The organism is Martelella sp. AMO21009 (assembly GCF_053484295.1).
Genome location: NZ_JBAKFR010000029.1, coordinates 18,301 through 36,822, shown reverse-complemented (window position 1 = coordinate 36,822; position 18,522 = coordinate 18,301). Strand labels below are relative to the sequence as shown.

The window sequence follows — 18,522 nt, the reverse complement described above, 5'->3', positions numbered from 1 at the left end:
AGCGGTCAGCTACCGAGGCGGGCCTTGCTTTCGGCTTCCATGGCCCGCTTCAGATACATGTCGCGGTCATAGACATCGTCATAATACTGGACCTTGCCGGTATCATCCGGCCAGGCCGTGAAATAGGCGACATAGACCGGGAATTTCTCCGGAACGTCGACCGGGGTGTTCTTGCCGGTCGCGATATAGTCGTCGATATCCGACTCCGGCACGCCGAGAACGGCGGCGGCCATCTTGTTGGGATCGGAGAGACGCACGCAGCCATGGCTCAACGCCCGCATGTCGCGCTCGAAATAGCTCTTCTGCGGCGTATCATGCATGTAGATCGCATGATCGTTCGGGAACAGGATCTTGAGCTGGCCAAGCGCGTTGCGCTCGCCCGGCGGCTGACGCACATCGACCATCGGGGCGGACGCCCAATTGACGGAAGACGATGACACCCGGCGGCCATTATAGCTGACCTCGTAACCGATCTGGTCGAAATAGCTCGGATTGGCGCGCAGCTTCGGCAGGTATTCGTTGACGACGATCGAGCGCGGAATGCCCCAATAGGGGTTGAATTCGACCGTTTCGATCTCGTCCTTGAAGAAATAGGTCTGGTTGGTGGGGTTGCCCACCACGACGCCCATGTCGAAGCTTTCGCCGTTATCGTCATGATAATAGACGCGGTAGGCCGGCTGATTGATGAAGACATAGCGCGGACCGAAATCATCCGGCAGCCAGCGCAGACGCTCCATGGCATCGAGCACCTTCTGGGTGCGGTCGTCATTGGTTTCGACGTCGAAGGCCCTCACCGTGTTGGGGCCGACAACGCCGTCGACATAGAGACCTGCCGACTTCTGGAAGTCCTTCACCAGGGTCACCAGTTCGGGCGTGTATTCCTCGCTGACGCCGTCATAGGCCGCGAAGATTTCCGCATGGTCCACCTTGAATTCGGGCGAAGCCTTGCGTTCAATCGCCTTGACCACGCTCGGGACGTTCTGGTTGGTCTGGCCCGGACGGATGAACACGCTGCCGGTGAAAACGATCGGCTCGACCACGTTTTCGGTGTTGCGCAGTTCGGCGAGCTCCGCCTTCAGGTCCTGGAAAAACTGGTTCTGCGGATTGTAGCTTTCGATGAATTCGGCAACGTCAACCGTTCCGGGGAGGCTGTCGATCGCTTCGCCGAGATCGACCGGGGTGCGCTTCAGGTCGTGGAACTCGGAAATCCGGTTAGGATCGACGCGGCCGCGCCTGGCATCCTGCATGTAGGCAAGCACCTTGGCGGAAAGGGCGAGCTCGAACTGCATCAGGGCAGCCTTTTCCTCATCCTCGTTCTCGGCCGCGAGCAGATCCGGCAGCTGGACCCGGTAGTTGTCGGGTTCGAGGCCGAAGACGTCGGCATTGCCGAGCGTCCGCATGGCCGCGCGGGCCTTCTGCGAAACCTTGCCGTCCTCCACCCAGATCAGTTCGCCGCCATTGGAATAATAGTCCTCGATCGCCGAAGCGACATCATCAATGGCCTTGACCTGGGCATCGGCGAGATACTGGCGCGGATCATCTTCAGCGATCGCGACCGTGGTTTCCGTTTCGACGGCGTCGGTCATCGAGCCCTGATCCAGCGCGGCGACTTCCGTCGTCGTCTCTTCCATATCGGCATCATCGGGGGTGATCGAGCCGGTGACCACCGGATCGCGAATTTCGCCGATATCGATCATGCGGACAGGATCGGCTCGATAGGCGTAATATTTCGGCGGGGCGACCTTGGGGGCGGAGTAGGTGCGCTGAACCTGCTTTTTCTGCTGCACCTGAGGCTGCTGCTCGACGACCGGCGCGCGCTGCGATTCTTTCTGTCGGCCGCGCAAGATGTCCATCAACGTCAGGGCGTTGGCCGCACTCGGCACGAAGGCGGCAGAAACCGCCACGGCCAGAGCCACAGATGAAACGCGAACTGAGAGTTTGTTGCGCAATGTTCTACCCCGTTTTGCAAGTCAACGTTTTCATTGACATCCTATCCGCAAGCTCTTTAGCGAGCCAATAACATTTGCGCTATCTGTGCGCAAACCTTCTGGTTGTGTCATGAAAAAACAACACTTTGGTCAGCTTGCCGATCGATTGCCGTTCCGGATCAGCCTATCAAGCGCCTGTTAACAGGGGCTTAAACGCGAACGATTTCTGTGTGCGTTGCAACATGCGCGCCATCCATAAAGTCACATACTTCAACGCAGAGATATCGCCCCGGTTCCGTGACGGAGAACATGGCGTCGTCATTGGTCCGGTCGCAGGCCGGGTTCGCGGCGCCGACCCTGCATTTTTTCTGTTTCGGTTGGCAATCGGCGATACTAATCGAATAAGTTTTCGCCGATTATTGACAGAACTGCTCGGCGCGCGCGATTGCATATCCCGATTTTCGCAAGGACGATCGCCCACCGGGGCAATGGCAGGAGTAGAAACACCATGACCGCAACCCGTACAGAAACCGACACATTCGGCCCGATCGAGGTCGCCGCCGACCGCTACTGGGGCGCGCAGGCCCAGCGTTCGCTCGGCAATTTCAAGATCGGCTGGGAAAAGCAGCCGCTTTCCGTGGTCCGCGCGCTCGGCATCGTCAAGCAGGCGGCCGCCAGGGCCAATATGGCGCTCGACCGGCTGCCCGCCGAAATCGGCAACGCCATCGTCGAGGCCGCCCAGGAAGTCATCGACGGCAAGCTTAACGACCACTTCCCGCTAGTCGTGTGGCAGACGGGCTCCGGCACGCAGTCGAACATGAATGCCAATGAGGTGATCTCGAACCGCGCGATCGAACTCCTCGGCGGCGAGATGGGCTCGAAGAAGCCGGTCCACCCCAACGACCACTGCAATATGAGCCAGTCGTCGAACGACACCTATCCGACGGCAATGCACATCGCCTGTGCCGAGCAGATCGTTCACCACCTGTTGCCGAACCTGAAGCACCTTCATGATGCGCTCGCCGCCAAGGAGAAGGAATTCGCCGATATCATCAAGATCGGCCGCACCCATACCCAGGATGCGACGCCGCTGACGCTCGGCCAGGAGTTCTCCGGCTACACCGCGCAGATCGCCTCCGCCATCGAACGCATCGAGTTGACGCTGCCGGGCCTTTACCAACTCGCCCAGGGCGGCACCGCCGTCGGCACCGGCCTCAACGCGCCGGTCGGCTTTGCGGAGAAGGTGGCCGAGGAAGTCGCCGGCATCACCGGCCTGCCCTTCGTTACCGCGCCGAACAAGTTCGAGGTGCTCGCCGCCCATGACGCCATGGTGTTCTCGCACGGCGCCATCAACGCGGCGGCCATGGCCTGCTTCAAGATCGCCAACGATATCCGCTACCTCGCCTCCGGCCCGCGCTCCGGCCTCGGCGAATTGTCGCTGCCGGAAAACGAGCCCGGCTCCTCGATCATGCCCGGCAAGGTCAACCCGACGCAGAACGAGGCGATGACCCAGGTCTGCGCTCATATCGCCGGCAATCAGGCCGCGATCGGCTTTGCCGGCAGCCAGGGCCAGTTCGAGCTCAACGTCTACAACCCAATGATGGCCTACAACTTCCTGCAGTCGGTGCAGCTTCTGGGCGATGCCGCCCGCTCCTTCACCGATCATTGCGTCGTCGGCATCCAGGCGCGCGAGGAAAACATCAAGGCCGGCGTCGAGCGCTCGCTGATGCTGGTGACGGCGCTCGCCCCGAAGATCGGCTACGACAACGCCGCCAAGATCGCCAAGACCGCGCACAAGAACAACACCACCCTGCGCGAGGAAGCGCTGGCGACCGGGCTTGTGACCGGCGAGGAATATGACGAGATCGTCCGCCCCGAACTGATGATCTCGCCCAAGTAAGACTACGGTTTTCGTAGATAAAAAGAGCGGCCGGAGCCCCCGGCCGCTCTTTTCTACACTGACGCCGCTCCGGCGCGCAGCAGATGGCGGAAACGCAGCGCCAGCAGCACCGCCGCCGCCCCCAGCCCCAGCATGAAGCCGACCCAGATGCCGACACCTTCAAGAGCGAAGGGAAACGCCAGCAGCCAGGCGAGCGGAAGGCCGATGATCCAGTAGGCAATCAGCACCAGAAACATCGGAACCCGGGTATCCTTGAGGCCGCGCAGCAGGCCGTTCATGGTCGCCTGCCCGCCGTCGAGCAGTTGAAACAGCGCCGCAACAAACACCAGCGGCACGGCATAAGCGAGCACCTCCGGCGCATTCGGCAGGCCGGTATCCATGAACAGCGATACGAGCGGCACGGGTGCGAGCGCGAAGGTCAGGCCGCTTGCGACGGCAAAGCAGATCGCGATCGCCATCACCGTGACCGAAGCGCGGATGACATTGGCCCTGTCGCCGGCCCCGTGGAACATGCCGACGCGGACCGTCCCCGCCTGGGAAAGGCCGAGCGGAACCATGAAGGCAATCGAGGCCAGTTGCAGCACGATCCCATGGGCGGCGAGCGGGATCGCCCCGATCTGCCCCATCAGAACCGATGACACGGTGAACATCGAAACCTCCGCCAGAACGGAAATCCCGATCGGCAGGCCGAGCAGAACGACCTCTTTCAGCGCCTGCCAGTCCGGCTTCCAGAAGCGGACAAAAAGCTCATAGCGGGCAAGCATCGCGTCGCGGCCGATATAGGCGACCAGATAGAGGAAACCGAAGACCTGACCGACGAAGGTCGCGATCGCCGCGCCGCGAATGCCGATTTGCGGCATCCCGAACCCGCCCAGCACCAGCGCGTAGGCGACCACGGCGTTGACGACCAGCGTCAGCAACGAAACCCACAGAACCACCCGCGCCCGCCCCGTGGCGCTGACCAGCGAACGCAGGACCTGGAACAACAGCGCAGGAAACAGCGCGAAGCCGACGATGTGAAGATATTGCGCCGCCTTGGCCGCGACATCCGGTTCCTGACCGAGCGCCAGAAGGATCGGCTCGGACCAGAAGAACAATGGCAGAGCCAGCGCGCCGTAAATGATCGAAGCCCACATGCCCATGCGCATGGATCGGCGCACGGCAACCTCGTCGCCGCGGCCATAGGCCTGCGCGACCATGGGCATCACCGCAATGGCAAGCCCCATGCCGAAGATGAAGATCGTGAAATAATACTGCGTGGCAAGGACCGCGGCCGCGAGATCCAGCGCGCTCAATTGCCCGAGAATGAAGATATCGGTGGCATTGATGCCCTGCTGGGCCAGTTGCGCGCCGATGAGGGGGATGCCGAGGGTAAGGGTTTCCTTGAGGTGGGAGAACCACGAATGGCCGGCTGCTTGCGCAGAAGGCATTGTGACAGACATGAAATTCACCAGAAGCTGACGCGCCGGGGCCATGCAATATCGGGGCCCCGGCGGCGCAAATTCCTTAGCTTCTTTTTTCGGCAATTGCCACCCTTATGGGCAAACCGGGATGAAGCAGCCGATCACGAGATCGGGTTGCCGCCGTAGCGATAGGCGCCACCGCGTTGCAGGGCGTGGCGATAGGCCGGGCGGGCGTGGATCTTGACCAGATAGTCGAGCACGGCCTGCGGGCGCTCTCCGAAGGGAATCCGGTCCATGCCGACTTCGACCGGGAAGCTCATCATGATGTCGGCGGCGGTGAAATTGGCGCCAGCGAACCAGCCGTCGCGCTTCAGTTCTTCGTCCCAGAAGGCTCCGTGGGTCTTCAGTTGCGGGTCGGTGAGCTTCGTTGTCACCGCCTTGGAAATCATGTTCATCAGCGGCTTCATCAGGCGGGGACCCTGCTCCGGGATTTTCTGGAACACCAGCTTCATCACCAGAAGCGGCATGGCCGAGCCTTCGGAATAATGCAGCCAGTAGCGATAGCGCAGCGCCTCATCCGTGCCCGGCTCCGGCCTGAGGCCCTTGCCGTCGCCGTAGCGGTCGATCAGATATTCGACGATCGCGCCGCTTTCGGCGATGACCCGGCCGTCGTCTTCGATAATGGGCGACTTGCCGAGCGGGTGGATCTGCTTCAGTTCACGCGGCGCGCTCATATCCTCGGCCCGCTTGTAGCGCTTGATCTCATAGTCGACCCCGAGCTCCTCCAGAAGCCAGAGAATGCGATGGGCGCGGGAGTCTTCCAGATAATGAACGAGCATGAAACCACCTTCGAATGTTGATCGAACCGAACGGTTCGATTTAGATATGCACTCCTTTATACGTGTTGACAAGCCCGGTCAGATTGCCGTGATCGCGATTGCGCCGAAATAAAGAAAGAGGATGCCCGCGCTCTCGAACCCGATGCGCCCCGGCCCCGCCTTCTGGCGCACGATCAGGCCGAGCAGCAGGATCGCCGTTGCCGACAGGCCAACGGCAAGCCAGATCAGATCATCCTTTCCGATCGCGTGATAGAGTGAGCCGTCGCGATATGCGAGGTCCGAAAGTGTCAGGAACAGGGTATCAAACGTGTTGCCGCCGATAATGCCGCCGACGGCAAGCTGCAGCGCGCCGCGCCTGACCGCCGCCAGCGTCGTCACCAGTTCCGGCAGCGATGTTACCACCGCCGTCATCAGCGCGCCGACGAGAGAGGCGGAAAGGCCGTAACGGTCGGTGATCACGGCCGCGATCTCCGAGATCACATAGCCGGCAATGCCCATCAGCAGCATCAGAGCGATGAACACCGCGAAGATACTCACATTGCCGCGGGCATCGCTTTGCTCTTCCTCGGGCTGGTCCGTGCGCGTCTCATGCGTGCCGACAGGCTTCCACATCGGCTCGTCGCGCACCCTTTTCGAGGCGACCACGCCGGCGATGTAGACGCCGAAAATGGCAAGCGACATCGGGCTGACGGCAAACAGCGTGATTTCCGGCGAGGTATAGGCCAGAAGCGGCATGCTGAGCAGCAACACCAGCAGTGCGCCCTGAAACAGGTTGGAAAGATCGGCCGCCGCATGCTCGAGGTTCACCCGCCGATAGATCATGTCGGCAAGGGCCAGAAACGCTGTCTGCGCGGCAATGCCGCCGACGGCGTTGGAAAAGCTGAGCGACGCCCGCCCATCGAGCGCCGAGGTCACCGACACGACCGTGCCCGAGAGCGAGGTCGCCGCGCCCAGCAGCAGCCCGCCGATCAGCGCCTCGCCAAGCCCGGTGCGGTCGGCAATCCTGTCCGCTACGTCGGTGATCCTGACGCCGCAACCGAGAATGACCGCGCCGGCCATCACAAAGAGAACGATCAGCCAGATCAAAGTCAGGTTTTCAAAATTCATAAATGTCTCCGGTTTGAAAAGCTAACGCGCCACCCTCCCCTTTGTTCAACCCGTGCTGGCAGCGCGCGACCCCGGTCTGATCTCTTTACAGTTGAAGATGTTCCCTATACGTTCCTCAAGATCATGACTGGAGGAGGCGGCTTATGGCGACGCAGGAAGAAAAATATCACCGGTTCATGACGCTGCATGCGCGCGAGCATGCTTTCGTCATGCCCAATCCATGGGATGCCGGCTCGGCACGCCTGCTCGCCCATCTCGGCTTCGAGGCGCTTGCGACCACCAGCGCGGGGCTTGCCTTTTCGCTCGGCCGCCGCGATTCGGCCTCGGACCTGTCACGCGACGACATTCTTGCCAACGCCAAAGCCATCGTGGAGGCGACCGACCTGCCGGTTTCCGCCGACCTTGAAAACGGCTTCGGAGATTCGCCGGAAGATTGCGCGCTGACGATCCGGCTCGCCATCGAAACCGGCCTCGTCGGCGGCTCGATCGAGGATGCCACGGGGCGGCCCGACGATCCGATCTATGATTTCGACGCGGCTGTCGAGCGCGTGCGCGCGGCAGCCCAGGCTGGGGCCGGAAAGCCATTCGTTCTCACCGCGCGCTCGGAAAATTTCCTGTGGGGCCGCCCCGATCTTGCCGACACGATCCGGCGTCTCCAGGCCTTTTCCGAGGCCGGCGCGGATGTGCTCTACGCACCCGGATTGCCGGATATCGAGGCGATCGCCACGGTCTGCCGCGCCGTCGACAAGCCGGTCAACGTGGTGATGGGGCTTCAGGGCGAGAACTATTCCGTGGCCGCGCTGGAACAGGTCGGCGTCAGACGTATCAGCGTCGGCGGCTCGTTTGCCCGGGCCGCGCTCGCCGGCCTGAAACAGGCGGCGGAAGAGGTGCTGACGGAAGGAACGTTCAATTACGAAAGGATAGAAGGCAGCGAGGCGGAAAGGCTGACCGCGCCGCCGAAGCGGTGACGCCGGCGGGCGTCACCGGGCGAGATGCGCGCGCTCAGGCATGCGACGTCTTGCTGGCCCTGCGAAAGATTTCCCCATGGCCTGCCTTGCGCTCGGCATCGTCCGCGCCGAAAATCCTGCCGCCGACGATCCGGTAAAGAATAGCAAGTCCTGCAGCCGCGAACACGATCTGGAATGCGATAAGAGGCAGATATTCAAACATGGTTTTGTCTCCGGTTTGGAGTAATAACGCAGCATGTAGACGAAAAGTTCACACTTAAGTGCATCGGAGCGCGAAAAACTTGGTTGATTGCGGTTCACGCGGTGCATTTTCGGGGTTCCGTTGCCATGGCAATTTCCCTATAAGGCCCACCTAGCCTACATGATTTCACGTCCCGTACCCGGCCCGGTCAACCGCGCCGGTTTTTGATGCAGGGATGATAAAAAGAAACGACGGATACCGCCCATGCCCAAGCGCCAAGACCTCAAATCCATCCTCATCATCGGCGCGGGGCCGATCGTCATCGGCCAGGCCTGCGAGTTCGACTATTCCGGCGCGCAGGCCTGCAAGGCGCTGAAGGAGGAAGGCTACCGGGTCATTCTGGTCAACTCCAATCCGGCCACGATCATGACCGACCCGGAGCTTGCCGACGCCACCTATGTCGAGCCGATCACCCCGGAAGTCGTCGCCAAGATCATCGCCAAGGAACGGCCGGACGCGCTGCTGCCGACCATGGGCGGCCAGACCGCGCTCAACACCGCATTGTCGCTGCGCCGCATGGGCGTGCTGGAACGCTACAATGTCGAGATGATCGGCGCCAAGCCGGACGCGATCGACAAGGCCGAGGACCGCGCGCTTTTCCGCGAGGCGATGGCCAAGATTGGCCTTGAGACGCCGAAATCGATGCTGGCGAACGCCACCGAGATCAAGGATCAGCATCGCCAGGAACATGAAGCCAAGCGCGCCGAGCTGAAGAAGACGCTCTCCGGCGATGCGCTGGATGCGGCACTGGACGAGCTGGAGAACCAGTGGAACCTCGGCAATACCGACCGCAAGCAGCGCTACATGGCGCATGCGATGGCGATCGCCGCCCAGGCGCTCGACACGATCGGCCTGCCGGCGATCATCCGCCCGTCCTTCACGCTCGGCGGCACCGGCGGCGGGATTGCCTATAACCGCTCCGAGTTCTTCGAGATCGTGGAACGCGGCCTCGATGCCTCGCCGACAACGGAAGTGCTGATCGAGGAATCCGTGCTCGGCTGGAAGGAATACGAGATGGAAGTGGTCCGCGACAAGGCGGACAACTGCATCATCATCTGCTCGATCGAAAACGTCGATCCGATGGGCGTGCACACCGGCGATTCGATCACCGTTGCCCCTGCCCTCACCTTGACCGACAAGGAATACCAGATCATGCGCAACGCCTCGCTGGCTGTTCTGCGCGAGATCGGTGTCGAGACCGGCGGCTCGAACGTGCAGTTCGCCGTCAACCCGGCCGATGGCCGCCTCGTCGTCATCGAAATGAACCCGCGCGTATCGCGCTCCTCGGCGCTGGCTTCCAAGGCCACCGGCTTCCCGATTGCCAAGGTCGCCGCCAAGCTTGCCGTCGGCTATACGCTCGACGAGCTTGAAAACGACATCACCGGCGGCGCGACGCCGGCCTCGTTCGAACCCTCGATCGATTATGTCGTCACCAAGATCCCGCGCTTCGCCTTCGAGAAATTCCCGGGCGCGGAAAACACCCTGACCACGGCGATGAAGTCCGTTGGCGAAGTCATGGCGATCGGCCGAACCTTCCCGGAATCGCTGCAGAAGGCGCTGCGCGGGCTGGAGCGCGGCCTAACCGGCCTCGACGAGATCGAAATCCCGGGCATCGAGAACGGCGAGCCGAGCAACGCCATTCGCGCGGCCATCGGCACCGGCACGCCGGACCGGCTGCGCATGGTCGCCCAGGCGATGCGTCTTGGCGTCAGCCAGAACGAAATCCATGAACATTCCAAGATCGACCCCTGGTTCCTCGATCAGCTGCGCGCCATCGTCGACATGGAAGAGCGCGTGCGCGAGCACGGCCTGCCGCAGGATGCCGAAAACCTGCGCATGCTGAAGGCCATGGGTTTTTCCGACCAGCGTCTGGCAAGCCTCACCCATGGCCGCCCGAAGGAAGTCGCCCAGCTGCGCAACAAGCTCGGCGTGCGCCCGGTCTACAAGCGCATCGACACCTGCGCCGCCGAGTTCGCCTCGCCGACCGCCTATATGTATTCGACCTACGAAACGCCCTTTGATGGCGCCACGCGCTCCGAGGCCGGCATTTCGGATGCGAAGAAGGTCGTCATCCTCGGCGGCGGCCCGAACCGGATCGGACAGGGCATCGAATTCGACTATTGCTGCTGCCATGCCGCCTTCGCGCTGAAGGATGCCGGCTACGAGTCGATCATGGTCAACTGCAACCCGGAAACGGTCTCGACCGACTACGACACCTCCGACCGGCTTTATTTCGAGCCGCTGACGGCGGAAGACGTCATCGAGATCATGCGCGCGGAACAGGAAAAGGGCACGCTCGCCGGCGTGATCGTGCAGTTCGGCGGCCAGACGCCGCTGAAGTTGGCCGAAGCGCTGGAAAAGAACGGCATCCCGATCCTTGGCACCGCGCCGGACATGATCGACCTTGCCGAGGACCGCGACCGCTTCCAGAAGCTCCTGATCAAGCTCGACCTCAACCAGCCGAATAACGGCATCGCCTATTCGGTCGAACAGGCCCGTCTGGTGGCCGGCGAGATCGGCTACCCGCTGGTGGTCCGCCCGTCTTATGTTCTCGGCGGCCGCGCCATGGAGATCGTCCATAACGAGGCCGGCCTTTCGCATTATCTGCTGGAAGTCGTGCCGGAACTCGTCACCGAAGACATCAAGCAGCGCTACCCGAACGACAAGACCGGGCAAATCAACACCATGCTCGGCAAGAACCCGCTTCTGTTCGACAGCTATCTGACCAACGCCATCGAAGTGGACGTCGACTGCCTCTCCGACGGCCATGACGTGTTCATCGCCGGCATCATGGAGCATATCGAGGAGGCCGGCATCCATTCCGGCGACAGCGCCTGCGCGCTTCCGCCGCATTCGCTCTCGCCGGAGGTGCTGGATGAACTCGAGGAGCAGTCCCGCGCGCTGGCGCTGGCGCTTAACGTCAAGGGCCTGATGAACGTGCAGTTCGCCATCAAGGACGGCACGGTCTATATCCTCGAAGTGAACCCACGCGCCTCGCGCACCGTACCTTTCGTGGCGAAGACCATCGGCGCGCCGATCGCCAAGATTGCCGCCCGCGTGATGGCCGGCGAGAAGCTTTTCGATGTGATCGACTCCTATGGCGAGCGGCCGAACCCGCGCAAGCTGAACCATATCGCGGTCAAGGAGGCCGTCTTCCCCTTCGCCAAGTTCCCGGGCGTCGACACCCTGCTCGGCCCGGAAATGCGCTCCACCGGCGAGGTCATCGGCCTCGACAAGGATTTCGCGATCGCCTTCGCCAAATCCCAGCTCGGCGCCAGCGTCGACCTGCCGCGCGATGGCTGCGTCTTCGTCTCGGTCCGCTCGGAAGACAAGGAGCGCGTGCTCCCCGCCGTCCGGCTTCTGGTCGAACAGGGCTTCACCGTAATGGCGACCGGCGGCACCCGCGACTTCCTGGAGGAGAACGGCATTTCCGCCACCAAGATCAACAAGGTACGCGAGGGCCGTCCGCATATCGAGGACGCGATCCGCAACCGTCAGGTCCAGCTTGTGTTCAACACCACCAGCAACGACAAGACGATCTCGGATTCGAAGTCTCTCCGCCGTGCCGCACTCACCCAGAAGGTGCCCTATTACACCACCATGGCCGGCGCCATGGCCGCTGCCCAGGCAATCAGGGCGCTGAAACAGGGCCAGCTCGAAGTGCGGCCGCTGCAGAGCTACGCCTGAGAGGCGTTGCGCACGATATGACAAGAAGGCGGGCCAGACCCCGCCTTCAGACTGCTGACAAAGCACCAAGCTTTGACCATCGTGTGTCATCAGCCCTTCGTCTTGTGTCATACTCGGACCTGATCCGAGCATCCAGGCGGTTTAAGCTGCTGAATTTGCAAAGATTTATGACTAGCCCTTACCGCGCGGCCTGGATCCTCGGGTCAAGCCCGAGGATGACGCGGAGTGTGAGGATAGGTTTGTCAACAAACCGAGGGCAGGCCCAGCGCCTGCCCTTTTCTTAGGGCTTGACGCACGGGTTTGCGTCCTTTATTTATCCACTAGGTTAATTAACTGACAGGATAAATACAGAATGTCCGATCCGCTGAGCCAGACGCTCTCCGCCCTCGCCGATCCCACCCGCCGCGCGATCCTTGCCCGGTTGTCCAAGGGCGAAGCGACGGTGAATGAACTGGCCGAGCCATTCAACATGTCGCTGCCGGCGGTGTCCAAGCATCTGAAGGTGTTGGAGCGCGCCGGGCTGATCTCCCGCGGCCGAGAGGCGCAGACCCGGCCCTGCCGGATAGAGCCCGAGACGCTGAAGGCGGTCGATGGCTGGCTTTCGGACTACCGGACGCTGTGGGAACGGCGGCTCGACCGGCTGGAAGCCCATCTTGCGAAAATTCAGAAGGAGGAAACGCCATGAGCGAGGAAATGCCCAACGCAAGCCTCGAAATCCACAACGAAAGACGCTTTCCGCAGGACCGCGATACGCTGTTTTCAGCGGTAGCCGATCCCCAAAAGCTCGCCCGATGGTGGGGACCGCACGGGTTCGAAAACCGCATCACGGCATTCGATTTTCGCCCGGGCGGCCGCTGGCGGATCATCATGACCGCCTCGAACGGCGATGAATTCGACAACCACTGGAGCTTTCTGGCAATCGAAGACGGGCGCTTGGTCCGCGCCCGCCATCACCTGCCGATGCATGATTTCATCCTGGAAATGCGGTTCGAGGATCACGCCGGGGGAAGCCGCCTTGTCTGGAGAATGGAATTCGAGCCCACCGAGGAAAACCAGGCTATGGCGCACTTCCTCAAGGCCGCCAACGACCAGAATCTCGACCGCCTCGCACAGTTTCTGCAAGGAGAAAACCAATGACCGCTGAACTTGATCCCGCAAAAATCATCCGTCTGGAGCGCGTCATGGACGCCCCGCTCGAACTGGTGTTCAAGGCGCTGTCCGATGAGAAGCATCTGGACCAATGGTGGGGACCGGACGGCTTCACCAACGAAACCCACGCGATGGACTTTTCCGTCGGCGGGCTGTGGCACTACACGATGCACGGCCCCGACGGCAAGGACTGGCCCAACTGGATCCGCTATACGGAGATCACCCCTCCGGCCCGCATTGCCTACGACCATGGCGGCGAACTCGGCGAGCCCGCCCATTTTCGGGGCCTGATCCTGCTCGAGGACGACGGCGGAAAGACCCGCGTTTCGCTGATCCTGATCTTCGAGACGACTGAAGCTCGCGATGCGACCGTCGAGTTCGGCGCCGTAGAAGGTGGCCGGCAGACGCTGGCAAAGCTCGATGCCTATGCCAGCCGCCTGCACGGCTAAATCGGTGCGTTTGCTCTAGCCAGCAATGATGTTGTGCTCTGGGCCATAGGGGAAGCCGGTGATGTTCTCGGCGCCGTCTTCGCCCACGACCAGAATGTCGTGCTCGCGGTAGCCGCCGGCGCCCGGCGTGCCCTCCGGCACGAACAACATCGGTTCCATCGAGATCACCATGCCGGGCGCAAGCACGGTCTCGATATCCTCGCGTAGTTCCAGCCCCGCCTCGCGGCCGTAATAGTGGCTGAGGATGCCGAAGGAGTGGCCGTAGCCAAAGGAACGGTATTGCAGCACGCCGGCATCGGCGAAGAAGCGGTTGACCTCCTCGCAGATCGCGGCACACGAGATGCCGGGGCGGATCAGCGACATGCCGAGTTCATGGGCGGCGACATTCGTCTCCCAGAGATTCAGCGATGCTGCATCCGGCTCCCCGAGAAACAGCGTGCGTTCCAGCGCGGTGTAATAGCCCGAAATCATCGGGAAGGCGTTGAGGCTGAGAATATCGCCCTGCCGAAGACGCCGCGCGGTCACCGGATTATGCGCGCCGTCGGTGTTCAGCCCCGACTGGAACCAGACCCAGGTGTCGCGATATTCCGCATCCGGAAAAGCCTCGGCAATGGCAAGCTCCATCGCATCACGCCCCGCCATGGCCACATCGATCTCGCGCGCGCCTTCGCGGATTGCCTCGCGGATCGCCGCTCCACCGATATCGGCGACCCGCGCACCCGCGCGAATCAGCGCGATCTCCTCCGCCGACTTCAGCATCCGCAGCGTCATGACATCCGGCGCAAGATCGATGACTTCGCGGGCGCCGATCGCGGTTTCAAGCGCGGCACGGGCGGCAAGCGTCATGTGATCGCCCTCGATGCCGATCCGGTCATGTCCCTTGAGAAGGCCGGCAGCCGTGCGCCAGAAATTGTCGCGCTTCCAATCGGTGTAGATGATGTTGTCGCCATGGCTGCGCCGCCAGGGCTGGCCGGCATCGATATTGGCCGAGATCGTGGTGCAGCGCTCAGCGGTCACCACGCAGCCGAAGGGCCTTCCGAAGGCGCAGTACAGAAAGCCGGAATAATAGGCGATGTTGTGCATGGAGGTGAACAGCGCGGCGGTGACGCCGCGTTCCTCCATCCTCGCGCGCAAAAGCGCGAGGCGGCGGTCATATTCCGCCTGGCTGAAGGGCAGCGGCGCCTTCTCGCCATTCTCGCAAACGAAATTCTCGGGGCGGGTGGCCAGTTCGTTCATGGGTCAATCCTCATCCGCTGAACCGGACGGACTGCTCCCCTGCCCGGTTCGAAGCGCCTCTTCACAAGCGCTCAAACGTCCGGGCGTGCAGGACCATCATCATGGTGATCGCGGCCTTCCCCTGCGCACGACGCCATCGGCGCGAAGGTCCGCTGAGGAAAGTCTAGCGCTGGCCTCAAAACTTGGCAATGCCGGTTGAGGCCGTTTGCCTCCAGTCCTGCTCTTGTCATGATCGGCGGCTACGATCGCTATGCTGATACAGGCTTGACCGAAACATTATAGGTTGATATCAACTTAAACAACAGACCACACAGCACCGGTTTCCGGCGACAGGGAGAACAGCACATGGCGAGCGAATTTATCTGGTACGATCTGATGACGACGGATGCCGAGGCCGCGAAGGCCTTCTATCAGGATGTCGTCGGCTGGAAGGCTCAGGATGCCGGCCATCCCGATGTGGCCTACACGCTGCTCGGCATCGAAGGCTATGAGAGCCATGTCTGCGGCCTGATGCAGCTGACCGAGGACATGTGCGCGCAGAACATTCCGCCGCACTGGATGGGCTATGTCGATGTCGAGGATGTCGACGCCAAGGCAGCCGAGTTCAAGGCCGCTGGCGGCAACGTGCTGATGGAGCCGCATGACATTCAGGGGGTCGGCCGGTTTGCGGTGGTGAGCGATCCGCAGGGCGCGGCGATCAGCGTCTTCACGCCGATCCCGCCGGAAGGCGGCATGCCGGAATTTCCGCCGCGCGGCACGCCCGGCACCGCTGCCTGGCGCGAGCTCTACACGAGCGACCCCGAAGCCGCTGTTACCTTCTACGGCAAGGTGTTCGGCTGGAAACAGACCCAGGCGATGGATATGGGCCGCATGGGCAAATACCACCTGTTCAGCGCCGGCGGCGATGATCTCGGCGGGATGATGCGGATGCCCGACGGCATGCCCACGCCGGCCTGGAGCTATTATTTCCAGGTCGATGGCCTGAATGCTGCGATCGAGCGGGTGAAGGCCGGCGGCGGGCAGTTGCTCAACGGTCCGATGGATGTGCCGGACGGCGCGGTCATCGGCCAGTTTCTCGATCCGCAGGGCGCATATTTCTGCCTCGTGTCGATGAAACGCTGAAGCCTTAGCGCCAATCTCAATCCAGCTTGCGCCGGACACCCCCTCCGGCGCATTTTTTCGCGCGGGCCAATCAACTGGAGACCGGTTTGCCGTGCCGCGCGCACAAAACAGAGTAATAGTATGCGTCGGCGATTCGCGGCAACGCGGATACACCGTGCCCAGTCCGAATCCGGAGCATGAATCATGACTGTAGCCGCCAAGGCGACCCGCCGCGAATGGGTGGGCCTCGTGGTCCTCTCTGTCGCCTGTCTGGTCTATTCGATGGACCTTTCGGTGCTGTTCCTCGCCATTCCCTCGATCGTGCGCGAACTGGAGCCATCCGCGCCGCAGCTTCTGTGGATGAACGATATCTACGGCTTCATGGTCGCGGGTTTCCTGGTGACCATGGGTGCGCTCGGCGACCGGATCGGCCGGCGCAAGCTTCTCCTGATCGGCGCGGCGGCCTTCGCCCTGACCTCGATCCTCGCCGCCATGGCCCAGACGGCGGGCATGCTGATCTTCGCCCGCGCGCTGCTGGGCATTGCCGGCGCCACGGTCGCGCCCTCGACGCTGTCCTTGATCATGAACATGTTTCGCGACGAGAGCGAACGCAACCGCGCGATCGGCGTGTGGGGCACGGCCTTTGCGCTCGGCGGCCTCGTCGGCCCGCTGATCGGCGGGGTGCTGCTTCATTTCTTTCACTGGGGCTCGGTGTTTCTGGTCAACGTGCCGATCATGCTGGCGCTTCTGGCAAGCGGTCCCTTTCTGCTGCCGGAATACCGTTCAGGCGAGAGCCCCCGGCTCGATCTGACGAGCGTTTTCCTGTCGCTGGCGACCGTGCTGCCGGTGATCTACGGCTTCAAGCAGATCGCCGCCCACGGCTTTCACGCGACCGATCTGCTGCCGGTGGCCGCGGGAATTGCCTTCGGCGTTCTGTTCGTCCGGCGGCAGAACCGGATTGCCGAGCCGCTGATCGACCTCAGGCTGTTCCGCCGTCCGGCCTTTACGGTCTCTATGCTGGTCAATATGGCGGTCGTGTTCTTCATGTTCTCGATCTTCCTGCTGCAGGCCCAGTTCTTCCAGCTCGTGCTGGGCATGAGCCCGCTGGAGGCGGCGTTCTGGAGCGCCCTGCCCGGCGTATTCTTCACCGTGATGTCGCTACAGGCCTGGCGAGTGACGAACCGCCTCGGGCCAATCCCGACGGTCGTCACGGGGCTTGCGATCAACGCCGTCGGCGCGGCGGCCATCGGTCTTGCCGCATGGTATCAGAGCCTGGCCGGCATGCTGATCGCCAATGTCGTTATGGGCCTCGGCTTCATTCCCGCGATCCTGACCACGACCGGGCTGATCATCGGCTCGGCGGCGCCGGAGCGCGGCGGGGTCGCCTCGGCGATGTCGGAAACCTGCGCCGAGTTCGGCGGCGCGCTCGGCGTCGGCCTGCTGGGAAGCCTCGCGACCGTGATCTACCGCTTCGCCATGCGGCCCGTTGACCTCTCCGCCCTGCCGCCATCCGCCGCCTTCGACACCGGCCAGACGCTTGCCGGCGCGGTAGATGCCGCCCGTGAGCTGGGCGTCAACGATGCCCCCTGGCTCACTGCTGCGCGCGATGCCTATTGCGCAAGCTTCGCCGCCTGCGCGCTCGTTGCGCTGCTCGCCTTGCTCGCCCTGTCATTTTCCGCAAACAGGGTCTATCGCAAAGAGCCACCGCGTCCGGTGGAAGGGCACTGAAGCGTCTCTGCCACAGCCCCGGCCGCGCCGCTCCCGATCACCGTGGCTGGATGGGTGAGACGATTTGTCTGGAATTCGCGCCGCCGCATCTGTTATAAGGCCCGTTAGCTATGAAACTGGTTCCGGGGTCACGCTTCGGAACCTGTTTCTTTTTGTGTTGCAAATCGGCCGGGAACTTCCCAAGTGAACGGCTGTTCGCCCCACGAAAACGAAGAACATGCACGGACGCGACGGAGCCCGTCTCTGCCGCGTCGAACGACAGACCAAAGGACAGTAATATGGTCGAAAAAGTACCGATGACGAAGGTCGGGGCTGCCAAGCTCAGCGAGGAGCTGCGCTGGCGCCAGCAGGAGGAACGTCCCCGGATCATCCAGGCAATCGCGGAAGCGCGCGCCCATGGCGACCTTTCCGAAAACGCCGAATACCACGCCGCCAAGGAAGCCCAGAGCTACAATGAGGGCCGCATCAGCGAGCTCGAGGACGTGACCACGCGCGCGGAGATCTTCGATCCCGCCAAGATGTCGGGCGACAAGGTTCGCTTTGGCGCGACGGTCAAGCTCGTCGACGAGGACACCGAGGAAGAAAAAGTCTACCAGATCGTCGGCGATCTCGAAGCCGATGTGAAGGAAGGCCGCATCTCGATTTCGTCCCCGATCTCGCGCGCCCTGATCGGCAAGGAAGTCGGCGATTCGATCGAGGTGAATGCGCCGGGCGGCGCCCGCGCCTACGAGATTCTGGAAGTCATCTGGAAGTAATACCAAGGACGTCTCGCATGGAATGATCCGC

Annotated in this window: 15 protein-coding genes; 9 read left to right on the top strand and 6 right to left on the bottom strand. The window is 62.3% G+C overall.

Going from position 1 to position 18,522, the window contains the following annotated elements:
• Positions 1 to 5: 5 nt before the first annotated feature.
• Positions 6 to 1,904, bottom strand: a complete 1,899-nt coding sequence (locus tag V6766_RS21130; RefSeq protein WP_448469907.1) for a L,D-transpeptidase family protein — start codon at positions 1,902 to 1,904, stop codon at positions 6 to 8.
• A 532-nt stretch (positions 1,905 to 2,436) separates the two neighbouring features.
• Between V6766_RS21130 and fumC the strand changes: the two genes are divergently transcribed.
• Positions 2,437 to 3,828, top strand: coding sequence for a class II fumarate hydratase (gene fumC / locus V6766_RS21125; protein ID WP_448469905.1), 1,392 nt, complete (start codon positions 2,437 to 2,439; stop codon positions 3,826 to 3,828).
• Positions 3,829 to 3,881: 53 nt separating this feature from the next.
• Here fumC and V6766_RS21120 read toward each other — a convergent pair whose 3' ends face one another.
• From V6766_RS21120 to V6766_RS21110, 3 genes are all read right to left on the bottom strand, one after another.
• Positions 3,882 to 5,270 (bottom strand): MATE family efflux transporter, encoded by a 1,389-nt coding sequence (locus V6766_RS21120; protein WP_448469903.1) that lies wholly within the window; start codon positions 5,268 to 5,270, stop codon positions 3,882 to 3,884.
• 122 nt (positions 5,271 to 5,392) lie between these two features.
• A complete protein-coding gene (locus V6766_RS21115) occupies positions 5,393 to 6,070 on the bottom strand; it encodes a glutathione S-transferase (protein WP_448469901.1) in 678 nt (225 codons plus the stop codon).
• Positions 6,071 to 6,148: 78 nt separating this feature from the next.
• Positions 6,149 to 7,177, bottom strand: coding sequence for a sodium:calcium antiporter (locus V6766_RS21110; RefSeq protein ID WP_448469898.1), 1,029 nt, complete (start codon positions 7,175 to 7,177; stop codon positions 6,149 to 6,151).
• 143 nt (positions 7,178 to 7,320) lie between these two features.
• On the opposite strand from V6766_RS21110, the gene V6766_RS21105 reads away from it, so the two are divergent.
• Positions 7,321 to 8,145, top strand: coding sequence for an isocitrate lyase/PEP mutase family protein (locus tag V6766_RS21105; RefSeq protein ID WP_448469896.1), 825 nt, complete (start codon positions 7,321 to 7,323; stop codon positions 8,143 to 8,145).
• Positions 8,146 to 8,179: 34 nt separating this feature from the next.
• On the opposite strand, the gene V6766_RS21100 is transcribed toward V6766_RS21105, so the two are convergent.
• Complete coding sequence (locus tag V6766_RS21100) at positions 8,180 to 8,347, bottom strand: hypothetical protein (protein WP_448469894.1); 168 nt, start codon at positions 8,345 to 8,347, stop codon at positions 8,180 to 8,182.
• Positions 8,348 to 8,590: 243 nt separating this feature from the next.
• On the opposite strand from V6766_RS21100, the gene carB reads away from it, so the two are divergent.
• The 4 genes from carB (at position 8,591) to V6766_RS21080 (ending at position 13,671) form a co-directional block, all read left to right on the top strand.
• Positions 8,591 to 12,073, top strand: coding sequence for a carbamoyl-phosphate synthase large subunit (gene carB, locus V6766_RS21095; RefSeq protein ID WP_448469892.1), 3,483 nt, complete (start codon positions 8,591 to 8,593; stop codon positions 12,071 to 12,073).
• 352 nt (positions 12,074 to 12,425) lie between these two features.
• Positions 12,426 to 12,758, top strand: coding sequence for an ArsR/SmtB family transcription factor (locus tag V6766_RS21090; protein ID WP_448469890.1), 333 nt, complete (start codon positions 12,426 to 12,428; stop codon positions 12,756 to 12,758).
• Positions 12,755 to 13,210 carry an SRPBCC domain-containing protein gene (locus V6766_RS21085; RefSeq protein ID WP_448469888.1) on the top strand — a complete coding sequence of 152 codons (456 nt, stop codon included), beginning with the start codon at positions 12,755 to 12,757 and terminating at the stop codon, positions 13,208 to 13,210. Before V6766_RS21090 ends, V6766_RS21085 begins: the two co-directional genes overlap by 4 nt.
• Positions 13,207 to 13,671, top strand: a complete 465-nt coding sequence (locus V6766_RS21080) for an SRPBCC family protein (RefSeq protein WP_448469886.1) — start codon at positions 13,207 to 13,209, stop codon at positions 13,669 to 13,671. The genes V6766_RS21085 and V6766_RS21080 overlap by 4 nt, the downstream gene beginning before the upstream one ends.
• Before the next feature lie 15 nt (positions 13,672 to 13,686).
• On the opposite strand, the gene V6766_RS21075 is transcribed toward V6766_RS21080, so the two are convergent.
• Complete coding sequence (locus tag V6766_RS21075; RefSeq protein ID WP_448469884.1) at positions 13,687 to 14,907, bottom strand: aminopeptidase P family protein; 1,221 nt, start codon at positions 14,905 to 14,907, stop codon at positions 13,687 to 13,689.
• Positions 14,908 to 15,252: 345 nt separating this feature from the next.
• On the opposite strand from V6766_RS21075, the gene V6766_RS21070 reads away from it, so the two are divergent.
• The 3 genes from V6766_RS21070 (at position 15,253) to greA (ending at position 18,491) form a co-directional block, all read left to right on the top strand.
• Positions 15,253 to 16,029 carry a VOC family protein gene (locus tag V6766_RS21070; protein ID WP_448469882.1) on the top strand — a complete coding sequence of 259 codons (777 nt, stop codon included), beginning with the start codon at positions 15,253 to 15,255 and terminating at the stop codon, positions 16,027 to 16,029.
• 183 nt (positions 16,030 to 16,212) lie between these two features.
• Positions 16,213 to 17,736 (top strand): MFS transporter, encoded by a 1,524-nt coding sequence (locus V6766_RS21065; RefSeq protein WP_448469880.1) that lies wholly within the window; start codon positions 16,213 to 16,215, stop codon positions 17,734 to 17,736.
• 278 nt (positions 17,737 to 18,014) lie between these two features.
• Positions 18,015 to 18,491 (top strand): transcription elongation factor GreA, encoded by a 477-nt coding sequence (gene greA / locus V6766_RS21060; RefSeq protein WP_448428085.1) that lies wholly within the window; start codon positions 18,015 to 18,017, stop codon positions 18,489 to 18,491.
• Positions 18,492 to 18,522 lie beyond the last annotated feature (31 nt).

What these genes read in the sequence shown, in the direction of transcription:
- fumC (WP_448469905.1), top strand. Translation starts at nt 2,437, where the DNA reads ATGACCGCAACCCGTACAGAAACCGACACATTCGGCCCGATCGAGGTC.
- V6766_RS21120 (WP_448469903.1), bottom strand. Translation starts at nt 5,270, where the DNA reads ATGTCTGTCACAATGCCTTCTGCGCAAGCAGCCGGCCATTCGTGGTTC.
- V6766_RS21115 (WP_448469901.1), bottom strand. Translation starts at nt 6,070, where the DNA reads ATGCTCGTTCATTATCTGGAAGACTCCCGCGCCCATCGCATTCTCTGG.
- V6766_RS21110 (WP_448469898.1), bottom strand. Translation starts at nt 7,177, where the DNA reads ATGAATTTTGAAAACCTGACTTTGATCTGGCTGATCGTTCTCTTTGTG.
- V6766_RS21105 (WP_448469896.1), top strand. Translation starts at nt 7,321, where the DNA reads ATGGCGACGCAGGAAGAAAAATATCACCGGTTCATGACGCTGCATGCG.
- V6766_RS21100 (WP_448469894.1), bottom strand. Translation starts at nt 8,347, where the DNA reads ATGTTTGAATATCTGCCTCTTATCGCATTCCAGATCGTGTTCGCGGCT.
- carB (WP_448469892.1), top strand. Translation starts at nt 8,591, where the DNA reads ATGCCCAAGCGCCAAGACCTCAAATCCATCCTCATCATCGGCGCGGGG.
- V6766_RS21090 (WP_448469890.1), top strand. Translation starts at nt 12,426, where the DNA reads ATGTCCGATCCGCTGAGCCAGACGCTCTCCGCCCTCGCCGATCCCACC.
- V6766_RS21085 (WP_448469888.1), top strand. Translation starts at nt 12,755, where the DNA reads ATGAGCGAGGAAATGCCCAACGCAAGCCTCGAAATCCACAACGAAAGA.
- V6766_RS21080 (WP_448469886.1), top strand. Translation starts at nt 13,207, where the DNA reads ATGACCGCTGAACTTGATCCCGCAAAAATCATCCGTCTGGAGCGCGTC.
- V6766_RS21075 (WP_448469884.1), bottom strand. Translation starts at nt 14,907, where the DNA reads ATGAACGAACTGGCCACCCGCCCCGAGAATTTCGTTTGCGAGAATGGC.
- V6766_RS21070 (WP_448469882.1), top strand. Translation starts at nt 15,253, where the DNA reads ATGGCGAGCGAATTTATCTGGTACGATCTGATGACGACGGATGCCGAG.
- V6766_RS21065 (WP_448469880.1), top strand. Translation starts at nt 16,213, where the DNA reads ATGACTGTAGCCGCCAAGGCGACCCGCCGCGAATGGGTGGGCCTCGTG.
- greA (WP_448428085.1), top strand. Translation starts at nt 18,015, where the DNA reads ATGGTCGAAAAAGTACCGATGACGAAGGTCGGGGCTGCCAAGCTCAGC.